We start from the raw sequence: 16,214 nt of genomic DNA on the forward strand, positions 1-16,214 counted from the left end.
GCTTTTGGCAGTAAAAACATGCCCGCCGGCAGGGCGGGCAATTTCATTTCTGAGATGAGGCTGCAAGGTGGAGCAAGACCAGGATCAGCATTTGCGTGAAATCCGGGTGGACGGCGAAGACGTCTATCAAGGCCATTTTCTGCGCATTACACGCGATATCGTGCAATTGCCAAATGGCAAACACGCTGCGCGCGAGTATGTGCGCCATCCCGGCGCTGTGGTCGTGCTGCCGATTTTGCCGGATGGCCGCATTTTAATGGAGCGCCAATACCGCTACCCCCTGCAAAGCGTGTTTACCGAATTCCCAGCCGGTAAAATCGATGCCGGTGAATCTTCACTTGTTTGCGCCCGGCGTGAATTATGGGAAGAAACCGGTTATCGCGCCGATAGCTGGCAGTTCGTCTGCCGCATTCATAATGCGATTGCCTATTCAGATGAATTTCTCGATCTGTTTTTAGCGCGCGGACTGCATGCCGGCGAGCGCCAATTGGATGAAGAGGAATTTCTCGATACTTGCAGCATGAGTCTGGCGGAATTATTGCAGGCAGTGCAGACAGGCCAGATCACTGATGTGAAAACGGTGATCGGTATTTTCTGGCTGGAAAAAATACTCAACGGCAGCTGGACGTTGCCGGCCATGCCGCAGCCGTAATCATTTATTCAGCGGCCAGCGGCAGTTCCAGGAAAAAGCAGGTTCCGCTGCCCGGCGTCGATTCAAAATACAATTTCCCGTGCATAATCTGCGCCAGCGTGCGCGAAATCGCCAGGCCCAAACCGGTGCCGCCCTTATTGCGGGTTGAAGAAGAATCCGCCTGGGTAAAGCGCTCAAACACATACGGCGTGAATTCCTGACTGATGCCGCAGCCGTGATCCTGCACCGCAATCCGCACGCACTTGCCTTCAAGGCTGGCGCTCAAGACCACTTCTTTGCCTGGATCTGAAAACTTGCAGGCGTTTGAAATCAGATTCGCCATAATTTGCTGAAAACGGTCGGCATCCACCCACAAATGCGCGGCAGGCGTGGCGCGCAGTTGCAAACTGACGCCGCTTTGCAGCGCAAAACTCTGATGACTTTCACAAGCTTCATGCAGCAGTTGCTTTAATTCATAGCGCGCCGGATTCAGCGCCAGCATGCCGGCTTCCATTTTTTGCATATCCAGCAAATCATTCACCAGCCGCGACAGGCGTTCCGCATTCTTGCCGGCCATATTCAGCAATTGCAATTGGCGCGCAGACAATGCGCCAGCGGCCCCGCCCAGCAATAAGCCAATACTGCCAATCACCGAGGTGAGCGGGGTGCGCAATTCATGATTCACCGTGGCGACAAATTCAGATTTCAATTTATCCGCTTGCAATCTTTCGGTCAGATCGCGCACCACTAAAATCCAGTGCGGCGCAGCATCTTCGCCCTGCAGCGGCGGTTGAAAATGGCTGATGCGCAATTCAGCCGGAAACAAAGCGCCATCAAAACGTTGATGCTGACGCGCTTGTTTGTCCGCCAATAAATCTTGCAGCGTCGCACCTTGCACAAACATGCTGATATTGCTGCCCAGCGCATCTTGTTCCGGGCATAAGTAAATACTTTGCGCAGCCTGGTTAAATGAAATGATTACGCCTGCGCTGTCGCAAGTGATGATAGCGTCCGCCGCATATTGCAAGATTGCCGCCATTTGCTCCAGATTGGCGCGCCGCACATCCTGCTGTCTTAATAAATCCTCATAAATGCGCATCTTTTCATCTTGCGCAGTTTGCTCACCCATGCTGCGCAATTTAACTTGCTGCAAGCTGGCGGCGAGCAGCATGGGCGGGATTTGTACTAAGAAAAGCGGTAAAAATAAAACCAGAATCTGGGCATAGCTGATCATCGGCGGCGGCACAAACAAACCAAACGCCATCATCAGCAGCGATTGCGCAACAAAGATGAAATTCAGGATGCAGACTTCGACAAAACTCAGCCACAGCGCCGCCGCCACCAGAATCGCCATCGCATACACAAATGGAAATGGCAAATTGGCGTAAGTGATCAGAATAATCGCACTCAGAGAGAAAACCACCGGCAATAAGATGCCCGGCTCGATTTGCCTGGAGACCGGCTGCCAGCCGAACTTCGCAATTTGCAGACCCAGAGGCAGCAAGGCCAGCATGCCCAGGCAATTGCCGCTGAACCAGGCATTCCAATTGCGCAACAGCGTATTGGTGTCGGTATGCAGCAAGGCATTGACGCAGGCGCCGGCGAAAGGCGGCAAACAGCAAACCAGAATGGCAAACAGCGGCAAGCGCTTGGGCGATTGCTCGATTTCCTTGGCAAAATAGCGCACCAGCGGCAATCCCAGCAGTATCTGCAATAAATTTAATCCGCTTTCACGCAAGCTGTCCTGCCACACCATCCCTTGCAAAAAGTTGGCGCTCAGATCCAAAACCAGCATGCAACTCAGCGCTTGTATGAGGGGATAACGTTTGCTGGCCAAAATGCTGATGCAAAAGGCCGGTATGAAATTGATCCAAATCAAGGCCCCCGGCTGGTTTGACAGCAAATGGCCAAGCCCATCTAACAGCAGCCCGCATAAACCGAGCAACATCAGTAAAAATTGAGGCGAGGCTTGCATCAGCCAGCCTTGCGCCGCAGCCAGAAGGCAGACATCAATGCCAGCGCGAATAAGCCGCCAGTCGCTATATACAGCCAGTTTTGTTGCTGCGCCGGAGTGTTTTGCTGGCTCGGCATCCAGCGCTGCAAAATGGCGTCACGCTCGACCGGGGTGATTTCCTGCAAGCCGGCCTGGATAATCTCGCCCAATTGCGGAATATCTTTACGCCAAGCCATGGACAGCGGGTAATCAAAGCCGATTGAACCGGCAATACGCAAATCCAGTTTCAGATTTTTTTCCTGGCGTAAAAAATGCAGGCTGGCGGCATCCGCCACCAAGCCGTCAATTTCGCCGCGCGCCAGCAAATCCAGCGCAGCGCCATCGGAAGGCACGGCCAGCCATTTCACCTGCGGATAATTTTCCCGCACAAAACTTTCCACCGCATACCCTTTGCCCACCCCCAATTTCGCGCCACTGAGTTGTTGCAAGCCGGTTTCCGTGCGCGAGGGGTGCAAGGCGAGCACTGCGGGAATCGAGACATAGGCTGAACTGAAGGAGACAAATTGCGCGCGCTCAGGCGTCGGACGTAAAGAGGTGAGCAGATCAACTTCGCCGCGTTTGACTTTTTGCAGATTATCCGAGAGTGGGGCCGCCGGCAGTGCGCGCAATTGCAAACCGGTTTTGCGCGCCGCCAACTCCAAAAAATCAGCCGACAGACCAACCGGCTTATTTTGTTTGTCGAGGTAGATAAAGGGGCCGTAATCCGCTTCCGGCGCCCAGGTGGCTTCTGGATGTTGTTTCAGCCAAGTTTGCAATTCAGCATTTAAGGGAGCTGACTGCACAAGCGTGGCGAACAGCGCCAACACCATTCCCAGAGTGGCAGGTAAACGCATTTCACATTCTCCTCGTGGCGGATAAGCAAGTGTAGCAAGAATGGAGGAAGGCCAAACGAATTGCGCAGGAAACTGTTGTATAGCACCAGCTTATATTAAGTTGGATTGTATGAGAGTGTTGTGATGCTTGAGTGGCTGGGAGGGAAGTATTCTCTGCCTTGGTGGTGGAATGAGGCATGCTGTTGCACATGCCTCAGTTTTCTTGTTGAGGTGATTTCCGATTTCAGCTAGCACTTTCTCAGGTTTAATTGTGCACAAATGAAAAATGAAGCGGGAAATCCATGACGCATGCTTGTCCGGCACACTTGGCTGGTTTGAATTTTGTGAGTAAAACAATTTTGGCGTACACGCTCACAGCTTGACTGGAAAGTCTGCTGTAATTTTTTACTTCCTGCACTGTGCCATCACTGCCGATCCGGGCAATCAGATTGAGGTCGCCAGCAATGCCCATTTTCCGATGCGCTCCGGAAAATGCGGTGTACAGAGGCATCAATCCTTCCAGTGGAAAGGGCGGTTCATCGCCTGCAGGCATTTTCTCGTAGTAGCCGCGCACGATATTTTTTTCTTTTTCAGGCAATTCGTCCCAGCTTTTGTTTAAGCTGATATTACTGTTTTTGATTGACTCATAGGGAAAGGGGAAGGCGGATCGAATATCACCACCTTCGTTCAAATTGTATTCTGAGGGCTTGTCAGCGGCAATTCCTATGCTGGCAGAAAATTTAAGCAATAGTAAGACACCAATCTTCATTAAAGTGTGGCGCATATCTAATCCTCCATATCACATGTGTGCATAATTGTAACACTTTGCTTTTGAAGCTGTCCACATATTAGAAAAAACGGCCTGCAAAAGCAGGCCGTGATTTGCATCGGGCTTACATATTCGGATAATTCGGCCCGCCGCCGCCTTCCGGCGTGATCCAGACAATGTTTTGCGTCGGATCTTTGATGTCGCAGGTCTTGCAGTGCACGCAGTTTTGCGAATTGATCTGCAATTTATCCTGCCCGTCATCGGTCTTGATAAATTCATACACCCCGGCCGGGCAGTAACGGCTTTCCGGGCCGGCGTACTTGCTCAGATTGGTTTGCACCGGCACATCCGCATTTTTCAGCGTCAGGTGAATCGGCTGATCTTCAGTATGGTTGGTGTTGGAAATGAAGACAGAAGACAGGCGGTCAAAGGTCAGTTTGCCATCCGGCTTCGGATAATTGATCGGCGCAAAGTCATCCGCCGGGCGCAGATAGGCATGATCCGGCTTGCTGTGGCGCAGCGTCCAGGGCGCTTTGCCGCCGAACACGATTTGATCAATCCCCACCATCAGCGTGCCCAGCTTCAAGCCCTTGCTCATCCAGGGTTTGAAATTGCGCGCTTTGTACAATTCCTCATGCAGCCAGGATTGTGCGAACGCTTGCGGGTAGGCGCTCAATTCGTCCCACTGGCGGTTCGCGCCCAAGGCTTCAAACGCCGCTTGCGCCGCCAGCATACCGCTCTTGATCGCCGCATGGCTGCCCTTGATGCGGCTGGCGTTTAAGAACCCGGCGTCACAGCCGATCAAGGCGCCGCCCGGGAAGGTCAGCTTGGGCAGCGATTGCAAGCCGCCGGCGGTAATCGCCCGCGCGCCATACGATATGCGGCGACCGCCTTCCAGGAATTTGCGGATTTCCGGGTGCGTTTTATAGCGCTGGAATTCTTCATACGGCGACAGATACGGATTTTCATAAGCCAAGCCGACCACATAACCGACCACCACCTGATTATTTTCCAGGTGATACAGGAAGGAACCGCCGTAAGTGTCATGCTCCAAGGGCCAGCCGGCGGTATGCATCACCAAGCCGGGTTTGTGCATCTTCGGATCGATTTCCCACAATTCTTTCAAGCCGATCGCATAGGTTTGCGGATCGCGCCCCTCATCCAGTTTGTAGCGGGAGATTAATTGCTTGCCCAGATGGCCGCGCGCGCCTTCGGCAAACAGCGTGTATTTCGCGTGCAATTCCATGCCGAGCTGGAAGGAATCCATGGGTTCGCCATCGCGCCCCACGCCCATATTTCCGGTAGCCACGCCTTTCACCGCGCCGGTCTCGTCATACAGCACTTCAGCGGCGGCAAAGCCGGGGAAAATTTCCACGCCCAGCGCTTCCGCCTGTTGGCCCAGCCAGCGCACCACATTGCCCAGCGAGATCACATAATTGCCTTCATTCCGAAAGCAGGAGGGCAGCATCCAGTGCGGGGTGGAAATCGCCCCGGTTTCAGTCAGAAACAGGAAGCGGTCTTCGCTCACCGGGGTGTTGAGCGGCGCGCCTTTTTCTTTCCAATCGGGAATTAACTCAGTCAGGGCTTGCGGATCCATCACCGCGCCGGACAGGATGTGTGCGCCCAGCTCACCGCCTTTTTCCAATACGCACACCGACACTTCGCTGCCTTTTTCGGCGGCCTGTTGTTTGAGTTTGATGGCTGCAGCGAGGCCGGCAGGGCCGCCGCCGACGATCACGACATCATATTCCATGGTGTCGCGCGGGCCGTATTGTTCGAGTATGCTAGCGGTTGTAGTCATTGTTTCACCATAGGTAAGGTTTTTAGCTGCTTGCGGACAATTGTCGTTGATTTTGCCGCACTTTATTAGGCGTCAGCATCTAATCAAGCCGGATTCGTGTAATGATAACGGTTCTGCAGAGAGAAGCAGGCTTTGCGACAGAATTGCTGAGCGGAAATGCAGTTTTTTGCATAATTTTTGTGCAAAAACGTGCTTGGAGCAGGAAAAAGGAGCGCCATCGTGGGTGTCGAAGTCAATCTGGAAGGAAAAATCGCGCTGGTGACCGGAGCTTCCAGCGGTCTGGGGGCGCGATTTGCAAAGATCCTCGCATTGGGCGGGGCGCAAGTGGTGCTGGCGGCGCGCCGCACCGAACGCTTGAAAGAGCTGCGAGCGGAAATCGAAGCGGAAGGCGGCGCAGCGCATGTGGTGTCCTTGGATGTGACTGACCACAACAGCATCAAATCAGCGATTGCACATGCTGAAACCGAGGCCGGCCCGCTTGATATCCTGGTCAATAACGCCGGCGTCTCACACACCGGCCGCCTGCTCGACGTGGCTCCGGACGATTACCACTTCGTCATGAACACCAATTTGCACGGCGCTTTCTTTGTCGCGCAGGAAGTCGCCAAACGCATGGTGGCGCGCGTCAAAGGCGACCCCAAACGCCAACACCGCATCATCAATATCGCTTCCGTGGCCGGCTTGCGCACCTTGCCGCAAATCGGCGTGTACTGCATCAGCAAGGCGGCGGTGGTGCACATGACGCGCGCCATGGCCAGCGAATGGGGCCGCTACGGCATCAATGTGAATGCGATCTGTCCCGGCTATATCGAAACCGAAATCAATCATGATCACTTTGCCACCGAGCATGGCAAAAAACTGATTGATATGCTGCCGCGCAAGCGCATCGGACAACCACAGGACCTGGACGGCTTGCTCTTGTTATTGGCTGCTGATGAATCACACTTCATCAATGGCGCGATTATCAATGCCGACGATGGCATGATGGCGCAATGAGCGGGCCGTGGTTGCACGTGCACACCTGCACGATAGAAATCCGCTGGGGCGATATGGACGCCATGGGCCATGTCAACAACACCGTGTATTTCCGCTATATGGAACATGCGCGGGTAGAGTGGCTGCAACAGATTGAGGCTGCCCCCAATCCCGAGGGGGAAGGCCCGGTGATCATCAATGCCCAATGCAATTTTTTGCGTCAACTGACTTACCCCGGCAAGATCGAGGTGCGCACCCTGGTCGGGCCGCCGGGTTCCAGCAGTTTTGAGGCGCGTTATGAAATCCGCCTGCTTGATGCGCAAGGCATGCCCGGCATGCTGCATGCCGAAGGCAGCTCCAAAATCGTCTGGGTTAATTTCACCAAAGGCAAATCCTGTCCGCTGCCGGAGCGCATACGCGCGCTGTTGCCGGCAGCCGGTCATGCCACTGTCACGTAAGCATCTCACGCTTATGGCGGCATACCACATCATTTCAGTTTTTATCAACCAAGAGGCAGCTTATGAATAAAGTTTATCCTGATGCGGCCAGCGCACTGGCCGGACTGGTCAAGGATGGGCAAACCATCGCCGTCGGCGGTTTTGGCCTGTGCGGCATTCCGGAAGCCCTGATCGCCGCCTTGCGCGACAGCGGCGCGAAAAATCTGACCGCGATTTCGAACAATGCCGGCGTGGACGGTTTTGGCCTGGGCCAATTGCTCACCACGCGCCAGATCCGCAAAATGATTTCCTCCTATGTCGGTGAAAACAAAGAGTTTGAGCGCCAATATCTGGCCGGCGAACTCGAACTCGAATTCACCCCGCAAGGCACGCTGGCGGAAAAGCTGCGCGCCGGCGGCGCCGGCATCCCGGCTTTCTTCACCAAAACCGGCGTTGGCACCGTGGTGGCGGAAGGCAAGGAAGTGCGCGAATTTGATGGTGAACAATATGTGATGGAACGTTCGCTGGTGGCCGATGTGTCGCTGGTGAAAGCCTGGAAAGCGGATAAATCCGGCAATCTGGTATTCCGCAAAACCTCGCGCAACTTCAATCCGAATGTGGCGATGGCCGGCAAGATCACCGTGGTCGAAGTCGAGCAACTGGTGGAAATCGGCGAACTCGATCCGGATCAAATCCACCTGCCGGGCATTTTCGTGCACCGCATTGTGATCAATGCCAGCCCGGAAAAGCGGATTGAACAACGTACCGTCAGAGCTGCATAAGGAGCAAAACATGGCTTGGAACCGTGATGAAATGGCTGCGCGCGCAGCCAAAGAGCTGCAAGACGGCTTTTATGTGAATCTGGGCATTGGCCTGCCGACCCTGGTGGCTAATTTTGTGCCGGCGGAAATGGACATCTGGCTGCAATCCGAAAACGGCTTGCTGGGCATCGGCCCATTCCCGACTGAAGACGAAGTGGATGCCGACCTGATCAACGCCGGCAAACAAACCGTGACCGCCTTGCCGGGTGCGTCCTTCTTCTCCTCGGCTGACTCCTTCGCCATGATCCGTGGCGGCAAAATCAATCTGGCGATCCTGGGCGCCATGCAAGTCTCAGAAAAAGGCGACCTGGCCAACTGGATGATTCCGGGCAAGATGGTCAAAGGCATGGGCGGCGCCATGGACCTGGTGGCAGGTGTGAAGCGCGTGGTGGTCTTGATGGAACATGTGGCAAAGGCTAAAGACGGCAGCACCTCGCACAAAATCCTGCCGGCCTGCAATCTGCCGCTGACAGGCGTGGGCGTGGTGGACCGCATCATTACCGATCTGGCGGTGCTGGATGTGACTGAAAACGGCTTGAAAGTGGTGGAACTGGCGCCAGGCGTGTCGCGTGAGGAAGTGGCGGCGGCGACTGGGGTGAGTTTGGATTTTTCGGCGTTGTGATGCGCAGGGTGGGCACGCATTTGTGCCCACGCCCCCTGGGAGGTGTGTAAAAAATGCGGCTTGTTGCAAGGCCGCATTTTTTATTGCAGAACGTTAATGCCTCAGCTTTTGCGTGCTGCTTGCGAAAAATCCACTTCGCTCAAGTTGATTTTGCCCGCCTCCTGAATTGCAATTCTCTGCAAGTCAGCAAGCGTCTTATATTTCACTTCGCCGGATAAAATCGAGGTTTGCTTTTCTTTTTCGCTGAATCGCAATTCATGATTATTCATCTTCGCTCCTGACTTCATCTGCCGCATCCAAAGCAGGCAAGACCATCTGTCCATTGCCCGCAATTGGGCCATGCGCCAAGCCCAAAGGCTCGTCGAAACCATCCTGATCTGCCAGTATCTCAAGGGAAGCAAAAGATCGCGCCGCTTCTTTTTCCATTTCCGGCAAGATATCTTTGCGGTAATCCTCAAATTCCTGGTCGCTCATATTTGCGATGTTGTTACCCATTAGCCACCGGCCCGCAATCATGATCCTTGCGCCGCGTGGGAGCGATACAGCCGTGCCCACCATGCACGGCTGCCCTTATTGATCCGCATTGATCCTGCGTTATACATAATAAAAATCATTGCCAAAAAAGGTTTTGAAAAATTTAAATGACCCACCCGGTGCAGTAGAACCTGCCGTGCGCCACCCGGTTAATTTTCCAGGCGAGGGATCAGTAATTGAATTGGATTTGCTCACTTCAATGGCTGTCATGATGAAAGCAGCGTAAACTGCTTGCCGTGGATCTTTTGTACTGTTGGCAATATCAAGCGCGGCTTGAATCCGATGAACAATGCCCGTGTCATAATTCGGGTAGTTTTGAAAGCCGGCAAATTGGCCCTTTGCGCGAACCACATCGGCAATGGTCTTGGCCCCTGGCGCACCGTATGGTTTTGGATCTGCCAGCCGGTTATACAAAACCCTATCCATATATTGCATTGCCAATTTGGCATCGGCAAGTGTGTAGGATGAGTTGGATGGGCCACGGCATTCGGCCAGCAGCAGCCGTGTTTCACAGCCGTCGGTCTCATTTTTGTTAGGTAAAACGATCATTCCCACTCCAAGACTAAAGTTAAGTGAATAAAAGTGCCGCTCCCTGGCAGCATTAACGCCGCTGTTTTTCAATCTGAAGCTTTTTGCCTGACTGCTTGCATTCAGCACGAAGTTGCGTCACCCAATCGCGTGTTACCAGATAGGTGCTGCCATGCAGCGCCGCTTCATTCTCGACCACATCTTTTTTTAAATTCAACTTGCGCCGCGATAACTTCAAATCAGTCTCACCTGGCTCATAGAGGATGATTTCCTGTCCAGCATCCCATATCACCCATGCCAGCTTGGATGAATCGGCTGCCAACTTTCCCAGCAGGCAAACCTGGGTGCTTTTCGTGGTTTGGCGTTTTTGGATGTATTGTCTGATGACTTGTTGGTGGTTGCTAAAATCGGCGTCATTGCTGATGTCGAAAACTGGATTTGGTGTGCTGACTTGGGCATGACAAGGTGCGCAGAACAACAACAAGGGCACAATCATTTGCCCTAATCGCAAGCCGCATTGCCAGCGGGTACGAAATAAAACTTGTTTAATCACCGAATATATCCTTATTTTAATGTGGGTCGCTTGAGCAACGGGGGGCATAAATGGAGTTTCAACGATTTTTGAAAGATGTTGGAATGTGAGAACGGACCCCGCTTTCCTTTATTTGCGTCTGATCACATTGATATCCTCAGTCCGCTAACTCGCTGACGGACTGGTCTGCCAGTTTCAGGGCAAATCGTTTGCGCCGCTCATTGCTAATAATCAGTGACTGACCATCCTCAGCCAGCGCAATGCTCGTGATATGGCAATCCTGTACATCGCGCTCAAATTTTTCGTTGATGATGGTTTGATACACCACCAGTCCCCACAATTTTTCATTGGTTTGTGCATCATAGGCAATCAATACACCAGCTTTTTGCTTAAAGCCCAATTCTGTGCCATCAAAAGTTGTCTCATAACGTATTCCTTGATGCAGTAGCGGCGCCACTGGTTTGGGGGCTGTGCGTTTGGCGGAAAATACGGCCATGGGTTTCTTCCTTGCGGCACTTGTTACCGCACCAGGTTTCCGGCGCTGTGATGGCAGGGTGGGAACGTATTTGTGCTCACACGCATCCACCAGCGTGCAATCATGATCGCTGCGCAGCTGCCCCCGCTTTCGCTGCTTGTCTTATCTCTTTGCATCTGGTGAGGCTGAGTCATTTAACAATGTAGTTTTACCACCTGAATCGGATCCATCGGCATTAAATATTTTCCGGCGGGCTTGTTCAGGACTAATAATGCCATAAGCAGCATGTAATAACGCTCTATCGGAATAGCCTATATCTTCTAAGGCAATTTTTTCTTTGTAGTATTTGATCAATCTCCGCGCCTTTTCCATATTAGCAGCGCTGGGAGTTCCCCATTGGGTGTACTCTGCCATGGCATCTGCAATATTTTGTTCTAAGGTGAGAGATTCATCAAACATAACGCCTAATGCGCCGCTAATGACACAATTTAATTCCTCCAATGAAAAATCCGGCACATCGCCACAGCTAGGGTCTGCAAGAACCAAAGCACCTAATTCATCGGGGTATTCAACCAAATCGTCGTTTGCCAATCTGATTAGCATAATGAAATCCTTAATTGTTTAGCAATTTCGTTTTCAAGTACACTCATGTGCTCATAGGCGCTGTAAGGCTTTTCTGTTATCGCCCAAGCGGTTCCTCCTTGGACATCAAACCGAGTGAGATATTGAAGCTTGTCCTTACATGCTTTATGTATGGTGCGTGCTTGCCTAGTGTACGCCCATATTTTTACATCACCACCACCCGGACGATTAGTGTCTATATCATCGGTAAGAAGGTAGAAGCCCAAGATGGCAATCTGATGCAGGTCTGGCTTCAACATTTGTATAGTTTTATGGGAAACCGCTAATGATAGTCGAATCCCATTCGCAGACTTCGCTAGCGAGGAATCCATACTTCCAGTACCATCAGTAAATTTTACACCAACAACATAGCCATCAATGCCGATAACTTTGTTATAACTCAATATAACATTGTATGAAGCGTCATCTACAACAACGACTTCGCTTTTTGTCCGAACTTGATTAAGTAGAGAATGACCAGCCATTAGTACCTTTCAGATTCTGACATGAATCGGAGGGATAGATGCTCTGTGGAACTTGCATCTATTGTTAAAAGAAGGAAATGGATAAAAAATTATATTTTATCATTGCGTAATCGTACTGGATTTCGCAAGCGTGACAACGGAGGCCGTTCTAACATAAGGTGCAAAAAGTTAACAGCTTTTTTTGAAGGTATCCTCGCAATGGAACAGCTAGGTTTCATGCTGACCGACGATGAACCTTGCACGCTCAAGCAGCTCATCAAAAGTTATGATTTCCGGGTTGGTCGTATTTCTGCGAAATAGCTCGAACGAGCGGTATCGTTCTTGGTTCACTCCGTGGATACCCACGAATTCTCCAAGGCGACCAACAACAAGAAATGACTTGGGCTTGTAGTTGTAGGCCTCTTCGCCGGTTGGGTTGCCCTCGTCATCTCTCAATGTGAGCTTCGTGCGTATGGACTCGGATGCGAGCGCCACAGTGCCTTGAACTTGAGATACGCCCCCTGCCAACTCGTCAGACGGCGCCCAGCACCCGGCGCGATAGGGTTTCTTCTGAAGAAGTTCCGTCTGATGGGTCTTGATCTCAACAAAGCATAGACTGGAGATGATCCCCCGAGTGCGAAGCAGCGCATCTACGCGCTTTCCATGCTCAGAGACAGTATACCCATGCACTACCTGCTCTAATTTTTTTTCATTCAGTCCTGACAGATGGAGGTAGGTGAGACCATAGCCAAAGATCCAAGGATTCTTCTCGAAGAAGAGCTGCCAGACGACCTCACTACTGCAGCCCTTTTTGGCTTTTATTTCGTCGAAGTAGGGTTGCTCCTCAAGCAAGCGCTCAAACACTTGGAGTTGGCGCTTTCGATAGCCGACAGCAACCACATCTTCTTTAGTTATTGCAGAACGCAGTACCTCAGCGAAGAGCTCCTGGTTATCTTGAAGGATGGTCTGAGCCTGCTGGTTGGAGAGGGTGATTCGCCGAAGATCCTCGTCAGCGATCTTCACTGGCCCCGAGCCCTTGAACGGTATTGCCTGGATATTGGTTAGGAATTCAACCAACTTTCCGATCTCGTCGCCTACAAATGCGAAGCTTGCGTTGTGAGGTTTGCTGGTGGCGACCGTATACCCTTGCAAGTTAAGGGTAAGCGCCCAACGCCCCCATCTCGATCAGACCTGAATCACAGACCCAAGCGGCAATAGCTCATCCAAGCGATTGGCTGGCCAAGTGGGCAATTTGTTGAGCGTATCAAGCAGCCATTCGTATGGATCAAGGCCATTAAGCTTTGCCGTGGCCAGCAAAGACATGATGCAAGAGGCGCGATGGCCGGCGCGTTCTGTGCCGTAAAACAGCCAGTTCTTGCGCCCGATGGCCACCGGGCGCAAGGCATTTTCCGCCGCATTATTATCTATCGGCAAATCCCCGCTGTGTGCATAGCGCACCCGCGCAGGCCATCGGCTGAGGGTGTACACGATCGCTTTTTGCAAGCCGGAGGACGGACTGGCGCGGGCGCTGGTTTCATTCAGCCAGGTCTCGAATTCCGCTAACAGAGGCAGACTTTTTTCCCGTCGCAAATCCGCGCGTTGTTCTACGCACATGTCTTTTGCTTCGCGCTCAATTTCATATAACTGAGCAAAGCGATGCAAGGCTTCGGTGGTGATGGGCGTTGGACGTGCTGCGTGCAAATCGAAGAATTTGCGCCGCGCATGCGCCATACAGCCCAGCTCCACCACGCCGCCAGCAAATAATGCCTGATAGCCGGAATACGCATCCGCCATCAAATAGCCGCTCCAGCCCGCCAGCATGTTGCGCGCGTGCTGTCCCTGGCGTGATGGCTGATAGTCATACACCACAATCCGTGGCCCAGGCTCCATATCGTTGCTGCGGTACACCCATTGATAGCCGCGCTCGGTTTTGCCGGTTTTCGGCGCTAATTGCGCCACCGGCGTTTCATCGGCATGCAAGCAGCGCCGCTGTCGCAACAATTGCGCCAAGCGATCCGCCAACGGCGCCAGCGCCACGCCTGTACGTCCTACCCACTGCGCCAGCTTGGTGCGGGACAGGGGCACATTATGGCGCTCACCGATCTGCTCCAGGCGATACAGCGGCAGATGATCGAGATATTTCGACACCAGCAACCAAGCCAGCACATCGTGCTCAACGCCGCCGCCGTCAATAATCGACGGTGCGCTGGGCGCCTGATGAATGGATTGGCAAGCCTGACAGGCATATTTCGGATAGCGGTGACGCTTGACGCTGAACACTGCCGGCTGCACCGATAATTTTTCTGTGACATCTTCGCCAACTTTGCGCATCGCTTTGCCGCATTCCGGGCAGTCGCAACTGGCCGGCTCGTGCAACACGTCTTCGCGCGGCAAGTGCGCCGCCAGCGGCAGGCGACCAGGGCGCTTTTGTTTGACCGCTTCTTTTTTTGGGGACGCTGCTGCGAGCTTATCCAACTCGGCTTGCAGCGCCTCAATATCGGCATCCAAATCTTGCTCAAACAAATCGCGCTGCGTGCTGTCAGCCATGCGCTCACTCTTGATGCCGTAACGCATGCGGCGCAAGTACGTGACTTCTTGATGGAGTTTTTCGTTTTGCTGGCGCAGTTGATCCGCATAGCTTTGCACTTGTGCGGCTTGCTGCTCTGCATGTGTGGCGCGTTGTGCGAATGCAGCAGCTTTTTGCTCTGCCTGCGTGGCTTGCTCAATGAGCGCCAACAGCTCTTCCCGTAGCGGGGACGGGATGCCTTCGGTGTGTTGCAAGCGGTGTTTTTGCGCAATGAAATCCATGCCTGAAGTGTAACGCTTTCAAGCGCTTTTTCCTGCGTAAACACCATCTTTTTTGCGGTTTCTTTCATGGGATTTTTTTACCTGATCAAGAACCAGTCGGATCGTTGCCAAAGCGCATTTCAATACAGCCAGGCGGGGATGTGGGCAGCGCTCAGACGGCGCCAATCCACGCCTTTACACAGCCATTCCCATTGTTCTGTGTTGAGCAGAAACACTTGCGCGCCCGGTTCCGGCCAGGTGAAGCCGCCTTGATGCAGACGGCGCTGGCACAGCCAAATGCCGCTGGCGTCAAACACCAGCGCCTTGAGGCGATTGTTGCGCCGGTTGCGAAACACGTATGCAGCGCCATCCGACGGCGTGCGTCCCAAGCTGTGCTGAATGCGCGCGGCCAGGCTATCGATGCCGGCGCGCATATCCATCGCTTCTTGCACCAGCCAGATTTGCTTAGGCTGCGGCCAGCTCACGCCAGTTCTCGCAATAAAGCAGCCAGCCATTGCGCCGGAACATGCAGCGGAATATGCAGCCGCTGCGCGCCGCATTCCAGCGTCAGATTGCCGCTGATGGGGGCAGAAATGGCGCCAGTTGGCGCTTGTGCGGCAACCAAGGTCAGCGGCGCGCTTTCAGATCCGCTGCGGCTGCGCTTGATCCAGTATTGCAGGACCGGCAGATTGATTTCGTGCTGCCGGCAATACGCGCTTTGCGTTTGCCCACTCATGCGCCACGCCCGCACGTGCGCGAGCCATTCTTCTCTGCTTTTCTTCGGTGATTTGCTTTGCATACTTGCCCCTCCTGTTTGATGGGCACAGCATGCGCGGGTTTTGTGGGCTTGGGGAGATGGGGCGGTTGGGCGCTTACAGTTAAGGACAAAGATTCCTCGGTCGTCTTCGAAGAACTTCGCTTTGATACAAGTCTTGGCATCTTCCTTGTGACGAAGCACAAGTTCGCCTTTTATCGTGGCGAAAGCGTATGTCTCCGGCTGCTCTATAAGCTTTGTAGCTATGCGAACCTTCCGCTCGGAATCGCCGAATGCGTCAAGCCTAGGACTGATGTAAGTCTTTCCTGGCTTCGGGTCTTGATAGCTGTCCATCACGGCATTAGTAAATGAAGCCTAACGTTTGGATTCAGAGGATGGCAAAAAAGTAGCCTTTGAGAGTCCGCTGGAATGATTGGTTGGATTCATGGCGCAGGAAGAAGCAGCGTTGTCACAAACTGAAGCGCTTGCTGATCACGTTGCCTGGGCGGGGCGGGGTCAGTTCTAACATTCTAACATTCCAACATTCCTCAATTATTCGCGCCTTTACGTCTCAAATCTTGCAAGAAGGAGTGCTGCCGCTCACACCACTTCTCCATCCTTGCCATTCTGAAACAAT

At 53.0% G+C, this 16,214-nt stretch carries 20 protein-coding genes; 5 read left to right on the plus strand and 15 right to left on the minus strand.

Features of this window, described 5'->3' with window-relative positions; translation table 11 throughout:
• Positions 1 to 67 precede the first annotated feature (67 nt).
• The gene (locus V8J88_RS04420) at positions 68 to 652 is read left to right on the plus strand and encodes an NUDIX hydrolase (protein ID WP_338848043.1); all 585 of its coding nucleotides are present in this window, start codon (positions 68 to 70) and stop codon (positions 650 to 652) included.
• A gap of 4 nt (positions 653 to 656) precedes the next feature.
• Here the strand turns inward: V8J88_RS04420 and V8J88_RS04425 are convergent, their stop codons facing one another.
• From V8J88_RS04425 to V8J88_RS04440, 4 genes are all read right to left on the minus strand, one after another.
• Positions 657 to 2,606, minus strand: coding sequence for an ATP-binding protein (locus V8J88_RS04425; RefSeq protein ID WP_338848044.1), 1,950 nt, complete (start codon positions 2,604 to 2,606; stop codon positions 657 to 659).
• A complete protein-coding gene (locus V8J88_RS04430) occupies positions 2,606 to 3,478 on the minus strand; it encodes a transporter substrate-binding domain-containing protein (RefSeq protein ID WP_338848045.1) in 873 nt (290 codons plus the stop codon). Before V8J88_RS04430 ends, V8J88_RS04425 begins: the two co-directional genes overlap by 1 nt.
• A 244-nt stretch (positions 3,479 to 3,722) precedes the next feature.
• Positions 3,723 to 4,241, minus strand: coding sequence for a hypothetical protein (locus V8J88_RS04435; RefSeq protein WP_338848046.1), 519 nt, complete (start codon positions 4,239 to 4,241; stop codon positions 3,723 to 3,725).
• A 109-nt stretch (positions 4,242 to 4,350) separates the two neighbouring features.
• The gene (locus V8J88_RS04440) at positions 4,351 to 6,027 is read right to left on the minus strand and encodes an electron transfer flavoprotein-ubiquinone oxidoreductase (RefSeq protein ID WP_338848047.1); all 1,677 of its coding nucleotides are present in this window, start codon (positions 6,025 to 6,027) and stop codon (positions 4,351 to 4,353) included.
• Between the two features lie 219 nt (positions 6,028 to 6,246).
• On the opposite strand from V8J88_RS04440, the gene V8J88_RS04445 reads away from it, so the two are divergent.
• From V8J88_RS04445 to V8J88_RS04460, 4 genes are all read left to right on the plus strand, one after another.
• Positions 6,247 to 7,023, plus strand: a complete 777-nt coding sequence (locus V8J88_RS04445; protein ID WP_338848048.1) for an SDR family oxidoreductase — start codon at positions 6,247 to 6,249, stop codon at positions 7,021 to 7,023.
• Positions 7,020 to 7,460 carry a thioesterase family protein gene (locus tag V8J88_RS04450; protein ID WP_338848049.1) on the plus strand — a complete coding sequence of 147 codons (441 nt, stop codon included), beginning with the start codon at positions 7,020 to 7,022 and terminating at the stop codon, positions 7,458 to 7,460. Before V8J88_RS04445 ends, V8J88_RS04450 begins: the two co-directional genes overlap by 4 nt.
• 62 nt (positions 7,461 to 7,522) lie before the next feature.
• A complete protein-coding gene (locus V8J88_RS04455) occupies positions 7,523 to 8,221 on the plus strand; it encodes a CoA transferase subunit A (RefSeq protein ID WP_338848050.1) in 699 nt (232 codons plus the stop codon).
• Between the two features lie 10 nt (positions 8,222 to 8,231).
• On the plus strand, positions 8,232 to 8,882 hold the full coding sequence (locus tag V8J88_RS04460; protein ID WP_338848051.1) for a CoA transferase subunit B: 651 nt from the start codon (positions 8,232 to 8,234) through the stop codon (positions 8,880 to 8,882).
• A 101-nt stretch (positions 8,883 to 8,983) separates the two neighbouring features.
• Here V8J88_RS04460 and V8J88_RS04465 read toward each other — a convergent pair whose 3' ends face one another.
• The 11 genes from V8J88_RS04465 to V8J88_RS04515 form a co-directional block, all read right to left on the minus strand.
• Positions 8,984 to 9,151 carry a hypothetical protein gene (locus V8J88_RS04465; protein ID WP_338848052.1) on the minus strand — a complete coding sequence of 56 codons (168 nt, stop codon included), beginning with the start codon at positions 9,149 to 9,151 and terminating at the stop codon, positions 8,984 to 8,986.
• Positions 9,144 to 9,440, minus strand: coding sequence for a hypothetical protein (locus V8J88_RS04470; RefSeq protein ID WP_338848054.1), 297 nt, complete (start codon positions 9,438 to 9,440; stop codon positions 9,144 to 9,146). The genes V8J88_RS04465 and V8J88_RS04470 overlap by 8 nt, the downstream gene beginning before the upstream one ends.
• A gap of 36 nt (positions 9,441 to 9,476) precedes the next feature.
• Positions 9,477 to 9,965: a hypothetical protein gene (locus V8J88_RS04475; RefSeq protein ID WP_338848055.1), complete on the minus strand. Its 489-nt coding sequence runs from the start codon at positions 9,963 to 9,965 to the stop codon at positions 9,477 to 9,479.
• A gap of 52 nt (positions 9,966 to 10,017) precedes the next feature.
• On the minus strand, positions 10,018 to 10,497 hold the full coding sequence (locus V8J88_RS04480) for a hypothetical protein (protein ID WP_338848056.1): 480 nt from the start codon (positions 10,495 to 10,497) through the stop codon (positions 10,018 to 10,020).
• Between the two features lie 136 nt (positions 10,498 to 10,633).
• Positions 10,634 to 10,972: a hypothetical protein gene (locus V8J88_RS04485; protein ID WP_338848057.1), complete on the minus strand. Its 339-nt coding sequence runs from the start codon at positions 10,970 to 10,972 to the stop codon at positions 10,634 to 10,636.
• Positions 10,973 to 11,113: 141 nt separating this feature from the next.
• Positions 11,114 to 11,554, minus strand: a complete 441-nt coding sequence (locus V8J88_RS04490; protein WP_338848058.1) for a hypothetical protein — start codon at positions 11,552 to 11,554, stop codon at positions 11,114 to 11,116.
• Positions 11,548 to 12,057, minus strand: coding sequence for a hypothetical protein (locus V8J88_RS04495; RefSeq protein WP_338848059.1), 510 nt, complete (start codon positions 12,055 to 12,057; stop codon positions 11,548 to 11,550). The genes V8J88_RS04490 and V8J88_RS04495 overlap by 7 nt, the downstream gene beginning before the upstream one ends.
• Before the next feature lie 207 nt (positions 12,058 to 12,264).
• Entirely contained in the window at positions 12,265 to 13,113 is an 849-nt protein-coding gene (locus tag V8J88_RS04500) for a Shedu immune nuclease family protein (protein ID WP_338848061.1), read from the minus strand.
• Positions 13,114 to 13,221: 108 nt separating this feature from the next.
• Positions 13,222 to 14,844: an IS66 family transposase gene (locus V8J88_RS04505; RefSeq protein ID WP_338844871.1), complete on the minus strand. Its 1,623-nt coding sequence runs from the start codon at positions 14,842 to 14,844 to the stop codon at positions 13,222 to 13,224.
• Positions 14,845 to 14,963: 119 nt separating this feature from the next.
• Positions 14,964 to 15,308: an IS66 family insertion sequence element accessory protein TnpB gene (gene tnpB, locus V8J88_RS04510; RefSeq protein ID WP_338844870.1), complete on the minus strand. Its 345-nt coding sequence runs from the start codon at positions 15,306 to 15,308 to the stop codon at positions 14,964 to 14,966.
• Positions 15,305 to 15,931 carry a hypothetical protein gene (locus V8J88_RS04515; RefSeq protein ID WP_338848063.1) on the minus strand — a complete coding sequence of 209 codons (627 nt, stop codon included), beginning with the start codon at positions 15,929 to 15,931 and terminating at the stop codon, positions 15,305 to 15,307. The genes tnpB and V8J88_RS04515 overlap by 4 nt, the downstream gene beginning before the upstream one ends.
• Between the last annotated feature and the right edge of the window lie 283 nt (positions 15,932 to 16,214).

Source organism: Massilia sp. W12 (assembly GCF_037300705.1).
GTDB lineage: Bacteria > Pseudomonadota > Gammaproteobacteria > Burkholderiales > Burkholderiaceae_D > JACPVY01.